The following is a 12,828-nucleotide window of genomic DNA, read 5'->3' on the forward strand; positions in this document are numbered from 1 at the left end:
TTACAAGGAAGGATATCCACATGGGGATAAGTCGTTAACGGGGTGGTACTATAAAAAGTGCGTACTAGTGACAAGCCGGACGGGTCATTATAATCAAGACATACCAACACGAAAGGCAAGTGAATGCCATGGTCCGTCTAAACGTCACGAGAGTCGGCTTCCTGATGGGCGTTTCCCTGCTGCTTGCAGCCATCATTTACTTTTTTGCGGCCAACTGGGGCGGTCTCGCCCGCGCCGACAAAATTCTCGTCTCGGCAGGCATTATCGTCCTGTTCTACGGCGTATCCTTCCTCTTCTCCAAAATGAAGCTGATGCTAGGACACCATTCTTTTTTGTCGGCGGTCTTTCTCGTTGCCGGCTGCATCTCGTTCGGGGCCGCCGTTGCGCTGCTGAACCAGATTTACAATTCGCATGCCGACACCTACGAGCTGTTTCTGGTATGGTCGGTGCCTGCGCTGCTCTTCTCGTTCATTACACGTTACAATCCCTTTTATATTCTGACCTATGTGCTCGTCCATCTTACTTTATGGCAGTACTTTTTCCCGACGTCTCTGGCCGTCAATCACAGCGAGGAGCGGCTGCTCGTCATCGGAGGCCTGTTCGCCTCCATCAACCTGATCCTCTTTCTCGTCACTAACGCCAATTGGATCAAATCCATGCCGCTCAAGATCGCCAGCTTTGTGATATTGAACGTCACCTTGCTTTCCATGACGGCCATCTTTCAGAATGAATGGTACGATTTAGCGGCGAATGCCGTGTCCGTGGCCTTCATCGCAGCCTTCTTCTACTACCTGATCCGCATCCGGCTTGATAAAATTTTGCTGACGCTGAATGCGCTTGCGGCCTCCGCTTATGCGGTCATCCGTTATCTGGAGCTCATGAGCGATAATGCCTCCACCAGCTTCTTCGTTATGGGGCTCGTATTCGTTGCCGTGCTCCTGACGGCCAACGTGCTTTTCTTCCGCTATTTGAATAAGCTGGGCGGCGGGGATGAAGGGCAAGACGGCACTGACGGGCAGCAGGAGGAAAAAAGAAGCGCGGTCGTCGGCAAAATCATCTCGACGATCGTCACCGTCATCGGGGTGCTCATCGGCAGCTCCTCCCTGATCGGACTTGTCTTCATGGCCTCAGGCTCCGAGAATCCCGAGAATACGCTGTATGCCCTCGCGCTGCTGTTCGTCATTCCCGCGATTCTGGTGCCCCGTCTGAATCCGGCGATCCGCTATACCGTGCTTACTATCGGCTATGCGGCAGGCATGGTATCGATCGCCTGGATGGACAATGCTCTTTTGTCCATTATCTTCATGGCCGTGTCGGCATTCGGCTGGTTCCGGTTAAACGGAAGGGCGCAGCACTTCTTTATTTACACGCTTATGAATGTGAACGCGGCGATCATCCTGTTCCAGCTGTTCGAGTCGGTCCGCCACGCTCCGTCATTTATCGTCTTTATTCTTACCGCGATCAACACGCTTGTCTATGCGGGGCAGCACCTGCTTAGCGAGGGACCTATGAGACGGCACATCAGCGAGAACGGATTATTTTTCATGCTGCTGTTCCTGCTCTGGCTGACGTTTATGGAGGATATTTTCCCGCATTCGGGCGTCTGGTTCAGCGTCATCAACTTTGCTGCGGTTACGGCGCTCGCCTTCCTGTTCGTCCGCCGCGGCGCGGCGCTGGAATCGGCTGTCAGCCTGACATTCTGGTTCGTCTATATCGCCTTCAAATATTACGATTTGCTGTGGACGCTAATGCACAAGTCGATTACTCTTGCACTGCTCGGCATCTTTTTCATAACGGTGACTTACATTTACGCGTTCCGCACAAGGGCTCGCATTTCCGAGAGCGAAGAAGGCTTCAAGCCGTTCCTCCGCAAAAGCGCGGTATGGATTGCTATCGTCATCGTGCTCCAGCTGGGTTATATCGCCTATCATGCGGCAACAAGCGAGGCGCTGCTGTCCGGAGGTACACAGGTGAAGCTGAAGATCGAGCCGCTTGATCCGAGATCGCTTCTACAGGGCGACTATGTGAGGCTGAATTACAGCATTTCTACTCCTCCGTCGCTGGACGCTGAGATGAAAGAGCATCCTGTAACAGGCCGCATCAAGGTCGTGCTCCGGCAGGGAGATGACGGGCTCTACGTGTTCGACCGCCTCTACACGAAGGGTGAGACGCTCACCGACAAGGAAGTCGTCATCAACGGCACCTTTAACGGCTGGCAGAGCATCTATTACGGTATTGAAACGTATTTCGTACCGGAAGGCACGGGGCTCGAGACGGAGCGAAACGCTCGGTATGCTTACGTCCGCGTAGGCAAAAACGGCGATGCTATTCTGGAGAAGCTGGCAGCGGAGTAAACGGGTACAGGAAAAAAATAGAGGCCGGCTGTCACTCTTTTAGGAGTGACAGCCGGCCTCTTTTGCAATTCCTCTTACGGCAAATCCTGTCAGGATACTCTCGACGGGTTCCGGGTCCCTTTGGCGGATAATGCGCGGCCATAAGGCAGAGACTTGAACCGTCACATGAGCAGGAACATGAACGAATTTAACTTGCACGGACTCTGGTTCCGTTATTTACGCGAATAAAGCTATTGTGCTGGTGCATGTGGATCAACGATCCGTTATTGGCGGCTTTCGAGCCGAAACCGATGAGCTTTGATGCGAATAAAAGATCCGTAGTCCGTGAAAACTCAAAAAGCGCGTTTTTTAGACAAATAACGGATCCCATGTCCGCCGCTCTCCCTGCCCCATCGAATGGATGAGAAACCAGCCAAATCGGCATTCAAAAGAGCCGCCGTACCGCTCTTATGCTCCGTTAGCCAGCCTGCTGAGCTCCGGATAATCCTCCAAATAACCGTTCCGGTCCAGCTCGGAAAGCGCGCGTCGGATGTTTTGCTCGCTCTCGCCCGATTGGTCGGACAGCTGCAGCAGCTCGGCGATCGTAATATCGCGGTGCTCCTTGCAGTATGTCAGCAAGCCCTTTGCCGCCCACGACAGACGGTCATCCTGGAATTCGCCGATCATCTTGCGGAATACCTTGTGCGGAATGAGCTGCTCGTCCACCAGCAGCTGCAGCGCTTTAATTGCCTGCTTAGGCGTCATCCGGCCTTTGGCGGCCACCTCGTTTATCGTTAAGGATGCGGAATCTGCGATGCTTGCGCTAAGCACGATATACATCATCTGCGAATAAATATCCAGACTCGGTTTATAAAAAATTTCAGTCGATACGGTAAAATTGCGAATACTGCTGCTTGAAGCCGTTTCAACACTCATTCGACCGTCTCCCTTCCGTAGTGTTCTCTATCATCATAAATGTTCGTGCGCTGCTCTTCAATTCGGCCTTTATGAGAATTTTATAACCAAATTTCCGGACTCCGCTCCGGCATGTCGTCATAACGGTACCGCGCAAGATCGATCCGCCCGTTCTCGTCCGTCTCGACACCCTCGCCTCGCAAGTACAAAATTTGCATAAACCGGGCCTCCTCTTCCTGAAGCGCGATTTCCCCTTTCGCATTCACGACCCGGTGCCAGGGCAAACTATGGGCGGAGCTTAGCGAATGAAGGATTCTGACGACCTGCCTTGCCCCCCGCGGACTGCCCGCCAGAGCCGCGATTTGGCCGTAGGTCATGACGTAACCTTCAGGGATAGCTTTTATGATTTCAATGACACTTTTTGTAAAAGGCTGCATCCGGATTTCCCGCTTTCAAATTTTTTTGTGAAAAGTAAAAATTTCTTTTTTAATTTTGCTCCAAACGATGTAGAATAGAGGTAATGGGTTTAAATTTGACCGTCATATTCGCTAACGCTTTTATCCCTCAAGACAGTCACAAGTAGTCTGACGACGCAGAATCCGCACTTTTTCGGATAACTATGTGAAAAGTGTAACAATCTTCTGGGGTGTAGCCAAGGCTTTAGCTGCTGACACAATTGAGACCATAATTTACTTTTTAAGGTGAAGGGAGACATTTCTCTTATGTCACAACAAACTGCCGAGCAAGAAGTTGCGGTAAGCAGCATTGCCGAAAAACAATCGCTGGACATTCTCGATCAATTGATGAAGCCTGAGGTGCAGCAGTCCTTAACCGTTCTGGTAGACAATCTGCCTAAACTGGCTGAAATGGTAACGCTCATGACGAAAGCTTACGATTTCGCACAAGGCGTAGCTACCGATAAGGTGCTGATCAACGATTTTGCACAAGGCATCGGTGAATTCGTCAAGCCGGTTCAAGAGAAAGCTAAAGGTATCGCACAGGCGGCGATCGAAGCAGGCGAGCGTTCGCAGGAAGCGGCCGGCTCGACCGTCGGATTGTTCGCTATGCTGAAAATGCTTAAGGATCCTGAGGTTCAGAAGACGCTCCGCTTCGCGCAAGCGTTCTTGAACGTACTGGCTGAGAAGAGAAACCTGAACGCATAAGCGTAAACGGCTTTCGCTATGCACGAACCGTTAGCTGCAGCTTTGCGCAGCTCGGTTCTGTGCCGTCCCTTGGCGGCATATGCTCTTTAACTCGTAGAATACCCGATTACGCATAGATCGAACGGAGGATAACTATGTCTAAGCAAATTTTAATTCTCGGCGGCGGCTACGGCGGCGTTCTGACCGCTCTGACTGCCCGCAAGCATCTAACGCCTGCCGAGGCGTCGATTACGATCGTCAACCGCTTCCCGACTCACCAAATCATTACCGAGCTTCACCGTCTGGCCGGCGGAACGATTTCCGAAGGCGCGGTATCCCTTCCGCTTAACAAGCTGCTGAGCGACAAAGGCGTTAACGTCGTTGTGGATTCGGTTCAGGAAATTAAGCCGAACGAGAATAAAGTCGTTCTGGCAAGCGGCCGGGTTCAATCTTACGACAATCTTATCGTTGCTCTTGGCAGCGAAACGAACTACTTCGGCATTCCAGGTCTGGAGGAGAACAGCCTCGTGCTGAAATCCGTTGCCGACGCCAACAAAATCCGCGCGCATGTTGAAGCGCGTCTGGACGCATACAAAAAATCCGGCGATAAAGCCGATGCCACGATCGTTGTCGGCGGCGGCGGCCTGACAGGCGTCGAGCTTGTCGGCGAATTTGCGGATAAGCTTCCTGAAGTTTGCCGCAGCAAAGGCATCGACTTCAACGACGTTTCGCTTTACTGCGTAGAAGCAGGACCTGCAGTACTGCCGATCTTCCCTAAAAACCTGATCGAGCGCGCCGTTTCGAGCCTTGAGAAACGCGGCGTAACCTTCATTACCGGCGTAGCGATTACGGAAGCGACCAAAAACTCCGTTTCCTTGAAAGACGGACGCAAGCTCGATGCAAACACGATTATCTGGACCGGCGGCGTCAAAGGCAATCCGGTTGTCGGCAGCAGCGGCCTTGCAGAGGACCGCGGCCGTGCAACGGTTACGCCGACGCTTCAATCGACTTCGCATCCTAACGTATTCCTGGCTGGCGACTGCGCTGTCGTATTCCCTGAAGGCGGCGACCGTCCTTACCCTCCAACCGCTCAGCTTGCTTGGCAGATGGGCGAAACGGTCGGCTACAACCTGTCGGTATTGGTTAAAGGCGGCGTGATGGATAAGTTCAATCCGGTATTCTCCGGCACGCTCGGAAGCCTTGGCCGCAAAGACGCGGTAGGCACGATCGGCGGCAACTCCACCCAGCTGAAAGGACTGCCTGCCACCCTGATGAAGGAAGCGAGCAATGTCCGTTACCTGTCGCATATTCACGGTCTATTCGCACTGGCATACTAGAAATGAACAGAAGGAGGGCTTTCGCCCTCCTTCTTTTTTTGCCTCTGTTAAAAACAAACAGCGACTCGGTATTACTAAGTATTACAAATTACCAATCATGAAAACAAATCAAGCTGCGCCAAGGTGATTTTAGTAATACTTTGTAATACAACTCTCGAAAACCGCATAACGACGGGCTAAATCCAAGCCTCGATGTCTTCGTCATCCAGCTCTTCTTCTTCGGCCACAGCCGGCTCGGGCTGCCGCCCGGGCGCCTGTGCCTCGCTCTGTGCCGGCGCACTCGAGATTTCCGACGCGGCAGCCGTCTCTTGCCGGTTATCCAAGGCAGAAACTTGAACGCTCTCGGAAGGCGATTCCGCCGAGCCTCCGTTCAGGACGTTCCGTTCCATCGGAATGAACATCTGCAAATTTCTGACGCCGTTCTCGCAGATCTCCTTTTCCATCAAATACCGGAGGGAGTCCATCAAGTTCGTCTGGGCGTTCAGCCACTGCATGACGAGCGGGTCCTCCGTCTTTTTTGTTTTCAGGCTAATATTTTCGCCTGGCTGCTTGATCTTCTTCATTTTAACTCACCTGCCGCAATCCCGAAATTAGCCGTAGCCAAGGCCGCTGCCGTTATACCGGCTGCGCCGCCTTGTTTTTGAGGGCTTCGTAAATTTTGCCCCGCACAAAAGCGTCCAAGCCCATTGCATTCAGCTTTACCGCATACTCGGCAGGGATGTACAGCAGCTGCATTTCGCGCTCCGCGCACAGCTCCTGAATTTGCGGATACAGAATCGAACGCATCAGAATGCTGCCTCCCCCGTATACGCAGATCAGGTCGATTTCGTTCCGCGCCTTGGTCAGCTGCTTCTTCACATTTTGCACGATTTGCCTTACTTGGGTCTCGAGCGGGCGTCTCAATGTTTTCAAAGCTCTGGCGTGGTATTTGTGCTTCGGATTTTTGAGAACGTCGCTAAAGAACTGGCGCGGGCTGTTTGGCAGGTGAATCATCCGGTTAAAATCGTCCAGCGCTTCTTCGATCGCGTAACCCGCTCCGTGATGGCTGCCATGCACGAACTGGCGTAAAAACTTGTTGCCTTCGGTAATCGGATACTCCGTCGATCCGTCGCCGATGTCTACATGAAGAATTCTTTTGTCCTTGAAAAAGCTTCCGTTGAATTTTCCTTCAATGTTGTATTCCCTCAGAAACTCTTCGAAAATATCTCCCTCGCGCCAATTGCCCTCGGCGTCCTTCTGCAAGGTGAAAATGACCGGCGTCGCTTCCGGAACGACCTTTGCGAAAGGCATCGAGATTTTCACCCCGACGCGCTGAATGCCGAGATGAACCGTGACGTGATGAGTGCCGGAAGTGAACCGTTTCTCGAATTTCGCAGAAGTTTCGTCCGTATGCTGCGTAACCGGAAGAGCCGTCGCCATATCGACCTCGACTTCAAGCTGCTCGGGAATCCGCTTCTCCTCATCGTACGCCTTCTGCACGGCAGCCGCCGCGATTTGCGCCAAAGTGTTGACGATCGGCAGGTCCATATCGCTTTTCAAATCGATGCCGATTTGCATATTATCCAAAATCTCGCCGCTCTCGAGAGCAAACTTGCCCACATAGTACATCCCGGGCCTTGCCGAAGGGGAATCGATGGTAACGACTAGCTGATCCTGCAGATTTCTGATAAAGCTTTCCGGAGATTGCTCCTCGCTCCAAGGGAGCTCGTCCACCGTGCAGTTGACATTAGGCTGCTGAATGAGCCTGCCGTCGATAATCATGTCATGCTCGCTGTTTCCGTTGTCGTTGCCCACAAAAAAATGATAGTTCATTAAGGTTCTCCTCCTAAGTATGAAGACTAAGTATGAAGATGACTATGAAACACATTAATTTCTATGGTAATACCTTACCATACGAAGTGTTAGCATGCATCCTGCTTTTGCCTTAGGCGAGATTAAACTTTTCACATCATTTTTTGTCGTAAAAGAAGCGAAAACGGCTGAAGCCGTCATATGGGCAAACTTGCGAAATAAAAAGCTTCCCCTCCTGCAAAACGGAGAGGAAGCTTTTCAGCCGGCATCGTTAAATTTTGATTTCCAGCAGCTCGTATTTGATGACTCCCACCGGCGCGTTCACTTCCACGATATCGCCGGTTTTCTTGCCGATCAGCTCTTTGCCGAGAGGGCTTTCGTAAGAAATTTTGTTCTCGTTCACGTCCGCTTCTTCCGTACCGACGATTTTGTATTCAATCTTCTCCGCAAATTCGATATCGTTCAGCACGACGACGGAGCCGATATTCACAACGGACAAATCCATGTCCTTCGCATCGACGATACGGGCTTTCTTCAGCATTCTCTCGATCGTCAAAATCCGGGTTTCCATGAAAGCCTGATCTTCCTTGGCGGAGTGGTATTCGCTGTTCTCCTTCAGGTCGCCGTAGCTGATCGCCAGCTTGATCCGTGCCGCCAGCTCCTTGCGCTTCACGTACTTGAGATCGTCAAGCTCGGCTTCCAATTGGGCCAGACCCTCTTTGGTCAAAATAATTTCTTCGTTAGACATATGCATACAGCTCCCATTAGCGTTCTTCGTACCATTTTAACTCAAAACGGTCCAATTTGCTAAATGGGACTGTAAGCCGCTTCAAGAGCAGGGCTATTGCCAAAAACAGGCTCCGCGCCATGAGGCGAAGCGGCCCATTTGACCGCATTGGCGATGACCCGCAATATTTCCTTGTTATAGTAAGTTGGGTGCGATTCATGGCCAGGCTGAAAATAAAAAATTTTGCCGAGGCGCCGGTAGAAGGTGCAGCCGCTGCGGAACACATTGCCGCCTTTGAACCAGCCGATGTATACCAGCTCGTCGGGTGCAGGGATGTCAAAAAACTCGCCATACGTTTCCTCCTCGGGCAGCTCAATATACTCGCCCAGTCCTGCGGTGATCGGATGCGCCGGATCGACGACCCACAGCCGCTCCCGCTCCTTCGCTTCGCGCCATTTCAAGTTGCAGGTCGTCCCCATCAGCTTTTTGAACAGCTTGGAGAAATGGCCGGAGTGCAGCACGATCAGCCCCATTCCGTTCAGCACCCGCTGGTACACCCGTTCGACAACCTCATCGCTTACCTCATCGTGCGCAAGATGCCCCCACCAGATCAGCACGTCGGTTTGGCTGAGCACAAAATCGGTCAAGCCGTGCTGCGGCTGCTCCAGAGTAGCCGTTTGAATCTGAAAACAATAAGGAGCAAGCCCTTCCGCTAGCGCGCAGTGGATTCCCTTCGGATAGACGGCCGCAACCTCCGGATTCGTTTTTTCCGCCACGAATTCATTCCAAATGGTTACCCGGACCGGACTTGCCTCCTGATATTTTGTCGTGCCGATAATCGCTTTTATCATAACCGCCATTCCTCCGCTCGCAGTCTCTTATCCTCCATACTATGTGCCCGCCCAGTTTACGTGATTGGGGTTCGCTCAAAATATGCGCTTCCGCGGATTGAAATTATAAAAGAAAAGGCCGTCCCAGCGGGACGACCCTTTACATGTCTCGTATGAAGCTCATTCGAAAAAGGCTTGAGGATAACGCAGCTCACCTTTGATCCCGGCGTTTGGAACAAGAATGATCACCATAAACACGTCGTCCGGCACCTCGAATTGCAGCAGATCAAAGCCATGCGGCCGTTCGGGCTCAAATCCGAATCTGGGGTAGTATGACGGGTGTCCGATGAGAAACACATGCGAATAACCGAGTTCCGCCGTAAGCCGCAGCTCCTCATGGATGAGCGACCCGCCGATGCCCTGCTTCTGACAGCCCGGTTCGACCGCTATCGGTGCCTCCTGACTGTCCCCAAGTTCGCTATATGCCCGGTCATCAGACGGGATCATCCGCACATACACTTAAAAATAAGCTATCGGACGAAGGATGTGAGCTGTATGGAGAATGATTTCACCGGAAAAGACAAAACTCCCGAGGACATAGCAAAGAGGCACCGTAACGAAAAGGACGAAGCCGAACGGGCGGTGCTTCCGGAGCCCGTCGTGGAGGTGCCGGGAACCGCTACGGCGATTTCGGGCTCGGCGGGAGCGTTCGCGTGTCCTCCTACCGACCCGGCGCCTTATCTCGACGCATGGGTGCCGCTGACACCTCTTGCCGAAATGGCCGCTGAGGAATACGACGTTCTTATTATCGGTTCGGGTATAGGCGGCGGCGCCGCGTTATGGCGGCTTTGCCAGCGGTGGGCCGGCAGCGGCAAACGGATCGGCATCATCGAGAAAGGAGGCCTGCTGCTGCAAACGCACAGCTGGAACGTCCCGACTCTGAGCGAAGAACGGGCGGCCAGGCTGTTCGTGAATCCGGCCGTCTCGGCTCCGATCGGCCAGACGCTGCCGCAGTTCGCAGGAGCCCGTGAGGTTTATTCGCTGGGGGGCAGAACGCAGTTCTGGGGAACCGTCAGCCCTCGCGTTCCCGGCTGGGAGCTGGAGAAGTGGCCCGTAACCCGGCAGGAAATAGACCTCTATTACAACATAGCGGAGGACGTCATGGGGGTTTCGGACGCTTACGTCAGAAATTCCTCTGTGACACGCATTTTGCTGAACCGGCTATGGGCGCACGGCTATACGGAGGCTACGGGCAATCCGATGGCTGTCGATACGACGCCTACCGGGTTCGGAGAAGTCCGTGCAAGCCCAGCCTTCAGCTCCATCGATTTCATTGCGGAGGCGCTCAACACGGCAACCTTCGACTTGGCCGTAGGCGCCTATGCGACTAAGATTTTGCTGGATGGGGGGCGCGCTGCCGGAGCCGAGGTGTACGGACCGGACCGGAAGCCGTATACGCTGCGGGCGAAAACGGTGATCGTAGCGGCCAGCACCTTGCAAGCGGCTCGTCTGCTGCTGTACTCCGGCATTCCGGGCCGGGCGATCGGCCATTATCTCGCCAACCATTCCTTTGTAATAGGCAATGCGATCATGAACACAACGGACTTTCCCGAGGTGAACGGGGTGCTTGCGATCCTTGTCCCCACCACCCCGGCGGCGCCTTATCAGGTGCAGATCCAGGGGCCGAGCCTTTATTACTGGTATCACGACCGCCCCAAGCCGGTTCGGCGCGAATGGTCGCTTAATTTCTTCGGCGGCTTCGGCACGGTCGAGTCCCGCTACGACAACAGGGTTTATCTCGATCCGTCGCGGCGGGACGAGTACGGCGTTCCGCAAATCGCCGTCAGCTTCTCCTACAGCCCGCGCGACCTTGCGATTATCGAGCGTATCAAAGCGGAGATGCCCCGCATCGCTAACGCCGCCGGTATTTCCCTGACGGGAAAGGGAGCACAGCCCGATCTATGTGTGCTCCCGCCAGGCGCGGACTTTCATGAGTTCGGCACCTTGCGCATGGGCGACGATCCGAATACGTCCGCCACTAACCGCTACGGCCAAGTCCACGGGGTTCCGGGGCTGTTTGCCGCCGGCAACAGCGTATTGCCCTCTATCGGAGCGAGCAATCCCACTCTTTCGGCCGCCGCGATGGCCATCCGTACGGCGGATTATATCGTCAACACCTCGGGCGCGTAATAGGGTCGGCTTCAACCGGAGGTGACGCCGCTTTTAGCAGTCTTGATCAATGACTGACATCTACCCGCCCCCCTTATTGCTGCATGCTCCTAAAGCCTGGAGTAATAACTGGGTTCCATGTATCTAAATCTTCAACTCCGAGCTTTTTGCGCGAAATAACTGGATTGGGTGTATCAATCTGATACGAAACGGCTGATTCATGACCAGATGGCTGATTTTATATGCATCGAATTCCCGTTATTCAAGCGAATATTGATATTACTTAAAAAATAAAGACGTCAAATACAGCTAATCACCAACGTTAGTTAAAAGAGCTATACCTTGGAGCTGCTGATCCCTAATTTTGAGTAATGTTTGAGCTCCAGCTGCAGCAACGTCGTTCATCCGAACTTTAGCACACAAAAAAAGCGCACCCGCTAACCGGTGCGCTTCTTCGCGTCCGCAGACGAACGAAAGTTAATTCGCCTGCTTGATTTGCTTGCTCCTGAGCTGCCCGCAGGCCGCATCGATGTCCGTTCCGTGCTCCAGCCGCACGCTGACGCTGACACCCTGCTTCTTCAGCGTGTCATAAAACGAGCTGATCGCTTCCTTGTCGCTTCTCTGATACTGGCTGTGCTCATCCACCGGATTGTACGGAATCAGATTCACATTGACCAGCTGCTTACGGTCCCCTACCAGCTCAGCAAGCTCCAGAGCATGCTCCACCTGGTCGTTAACCTCCCGCAGCAAAATATACTCCAGCGTAATTCTCCTTTTGGTTTTCGCCAAGTAATAATCAATGGACTCCATCAGCTTCTCGATCGGAATCGCGCGGTTGATCTTCATAATGCGCGTGCGCAGCTCATTGTTCGGCGCATGCAGGGAAACGGCGAGATTCGTGTTCAAATCGCTGTCGGCGAATTCCTTGATTTTGCCCGCCAGGCCGCTTGTCGACACCGTAATATGTCTGGCACCGATCGCAAGTCCTTTATGATCCTTGACCACGTTGATGAAATCCGACATATGGTCAAAATTATCGAACGGCTCGCCGATGCCCATCACGACGATATGGCTGACCCGCTCCTCCTGCCCCGCCTGGTCCAGATGAAGCTGAACCTCCATGATCTGCCCGACGATTTCTCCCGCCGACAGGTCGCGGCTTTTGGCCAGCAGCCCGCTGGCGCAGAAGCTGCAGCCGATGTTGCAGCCGACCTGCGTCGTTACGCATACGGAAAGACCGAATTTATGCCGCATCAGCACCGTTTCGATCAGGTTGCCGTCCTCCAGGTTGAACAGAAACTTAATCGTCCCGTCTGCGGATTCCTGCTTCATGTTCTCCGTCAAGGTCCGGATCGAATAATGCTCCTCCAATACAGCCAGGCAGTCTTTGTTCACATCGGCCATATCGGAAAAAGACGTGACCCGCTTCCGGTAAAGCCAATCCCATACTTGGGCGGCTCTGAACTTCTTATGTCCGTGCCCGTTCAGCCAGGCCGTCAATTGCTCTAATGTTAATCCATAAATGGATGGCTTGTTCATCGGTTACCCTCTTTTCAAAAAGCTTCGGCTTCGAAGCTATCGATC

12 protein-coding genes are annotated in these 12,828 nt (G+C 53.2%); 4 read left to right on the forward strand and 8 right to left on the reverse strand.

From position 1 onward, the window contains the following. Positions 1 to 92: 92 nt before the first annotated feature. Positions 93 to 2,354 (forward strand): GDYXXLXY domain-containing protein, encoded by a 2,262-nt coding sequence (locus tag KP806_RS27820; protein WP_224724566.1) that lies wholly within the window; start codon positions 93 to 95, stop codon positions 2,352 to 2,354. 447 nt (positions 2,355 to 2,801) lie between these two features. On the opposite strand, the gene KP806_RS14595 is transcribed toward KP806_RS27820, so the two are convergent. Together KP806_RS14595 and KP806_RS14600 are read right to left on the reverse strand one after the other, a co-directional pair. Beyond that, the gene (locus tag KP806_RS14595; protein ID WP_224724433.1) at positions 2,802 to 3,269 is read right to left on the reverse strand and encodes a hypothetical protein; all 468 of its coding nucleotides are present in this window, start codon (positions 3,267 to 3,269) and stop codon (positions 2,802 to 2,804) included. A gap of 80 nt (positions 3,270 to 3,349) precedes the next feature. Continuing rightward, positions 3,350 to 3,685, reverse strand: coding sequence for an MGMT family protein (locus KP806_RS14600; protein WP_224724434.1), 336 nt, complete (start codon positions 3,683 to 3,685; stop codon positions 3,350 to 3,352). A 285-nt stretch (positions 3,686 to 3,970) separates the two neighbouring features. Here KP806_RS14600 and KP806_RS14605 point away from each other — a divergent pair, with 285 nt between their 5' ends. Further along, positions 3,971 to 4,411, forward strand: a complete 441-nt coding sequence (locus KP806_RS14605) for a DUF1641 domain-containing protein (RefSeq protein WP_224724435.1) — start codon at positions 3,971 to 3,973, stop codon at positions 4,409 to 4,411. Positions 4,412 to 4,545: 134 nt separating this feature from the next. Next, entirely contained in the window at positions 4,546 to 5,727 is a 1,182-nt protein-coding gene (locus KP806_RS14610) for an NAD(P)/FAD-dependent oxidoreductase (protein ID WP_224724436.1), read from the forward strand. A gap of 176 nt (positions 5,728 to 5,903) precedes the next feature. On the opposite strand, the gene KP806_RS14615 is transcribed toward KP806_RS14610, so the two are convergent. The 5 genes from KP806_RS14615 to KP806_RS14635 form a co-directional block, all read right to left on the reverse strand. Then, positions 5,904 to 6,290: a hypothetical protein gene (locus tag KP806_RS14615; protein ID WP_224724437.1), complete on the reverse strand. Its 387-nt coding sequence runs from the start codon at positions 6,288 to 6,290 to the stop codon at positions 5,904 to 5,906. 52 nt (positions 6,291 to 6,342) lie between these two features. Further along, on the reverse strand, positions 6,343 to 7,539 hold the full coding sequence (locus KP806_RS14620; protein WP_224724438.1) for a ParM/StbA family protein: 1,197 nt from the start codon (positions 7,537 to 7,539) through the stop codon (positions 6,343 to 6,345). Positions 7,540 to 7,789: 250 nt separating this feature from the next. Continuing rightward, positions 7,790 to 8,266: a transcription elongation factor GreA gene (gene greA / locus KP806_RS14625; protein ID WP_224724439.1), complete on the reverse strand. Its 477-nt coding sequence runs from the start codon at positions 8,264 to 8,266 to the stop codon at positions 7,790 to 7,792. A 59-nt stretch (positions 8,267 to 8,325) separates the two neighbouring features. After that, a complete protein-coding gene (locus KP806_RS14630; protein ID WP_224724440.1) occupies positions 8,326 to 9,096 on the reverse strand; it encodes a ThuA domain-containing protein in 771 nt (256 codons plus the stop codon). Between the two features lie 159 nt (positions 9,097 to 9,255). Further along, positions 9,256 to 9,582: a GNAT family N-acetyltransferase gene (locus KP806_RS14635; RefSeq protein ID WP_224724441.1), complete on the reverse strand. Its 327-nt coding sequence runs from the start codon at positions 9,580 to 9,582 to the stop codon at positions 9,256 to 9,258. 48 nt (positions 9,583 to 9,630) lie between these two features. Here KP806_RS14635 and KP806_RS14640 point away from each other — a divergent pair, with 48 nt between their 5' ends. Further along, positions 9,631 to 11,265, forward strand: coding sequence for a GMC oxidoreductase (locus KP806_RS14640; protein ID WP_224724442.1), 1,635 nt, complete (start codon positions 9,631 to 9,633; stop codon positions 11,263 to 11,265). A 456-nt stretch (positions 11,266 to 11,721) separates the two neighbouring features. Here KP806_RS14640 and rlmN read toward each other — a convergent pair whose 3' ends face one another. Further along, complete coding sequence (gene rlmN / locus KP806_RS14645) at positions 11,722 to 12,783, reverse strand: 23S rRNA (adenine(2503)-C(2))-methyltransferase RlmN (RefSeq protein WP_224724443.1); 1,062 nt, start codon at positions 12,781 to 12,783, stop codon at positions 11,722 to 11,724. Positions 12,784 to 12,828: the final 45 nt, after the last annotated feature.

Origin of the sequence: Paenibacillus vietnamensis (assembly GCF_020169515.1) — a bacterium.
GTDB lineage: Bacteria > Bacillota > Bacilli > Paenibacillales > Paenibacillaceae > Pristimantibacillus > Pristimantibacillus vietnamensis.

Bases quoted from the DNA above. Each gene is read 5' to 3' on its own strand.
- KP806_RS14610 (WP_224724436.1), top strand. From the start codon at position 4,546: ATGTCTAAGCAAATTTTAATTCTCGGCGGCGGCTACGGCGGCGTTCTG.
- KP806_RS14600 (WP_224724434.1), bottom strand. From the start codon at position 3,685: ATGCAGCCTTTTACAAAAAGTGTCATTGAAATCATAAAAGCTATCCCT.
- rlmN (WP_224724443.1), bottom strand. From the start codon at position 12,783: ATGAACAAGCCATCCATTTATGGATTAACATTAGAGCAATTGACGGCC.
- KP806_RS14615 (WP_224724437.1), bottom strand. From the start codon at position 6,290: ATGAAGAAGATCAAGCAGCCAGGCGAAAATATTAGCCTGAAAACAAAA.
- KP806_RS14640 (WP_224724442.1), top strand. From the start codon at position 9,631: ATGGAGAATGATTTCACCGGAAAAGACAAAACTCCCGAGGACATAGCA.
- KP806_RS14630 (WP_224724440.1), bottom strand. From the start codon at position 9,096: ATGATAAAAGCGATTATCGGCACGACAAAATATCAGGAGGCAAGTCCG.
- KP806_RS14605 (WP_224724435.1), top strand. From the start codon at position 3,971: ATGTCACAACAAACTGCCGAGCAAGAAGTTGCGGTAAGCAGCATTGCC.
- greA (WP_224724439.1), bottom strand. From the start codon at position 8,266: ATGTCTAACGAAGAAATTATTTTGACCAAAGAGGGTCTGGCCCAATTG.
- KP806_RS14620 (WP_224724438.1), bottom strand. From the start codon at position 7,539: ATGAACTATCATTTTTTTGTGGGCAACGACAACGGAAACAGCGAGCAT.
- KP806_RS14595 (WP_224724433.1), bottom strand. From the start codon at position 3,269: ATGAGTGTTGAAACGGCTTCAAGCAGCAGTATTCGCAATTTTACCGTA.
- KP806_RS14635 (WP_224724441.1), bottom strand. From the start codon at position 9,582: ATGATCCCGTCTGATGACCGGGCATATAGCGAACTTGGGGACAGTCAG.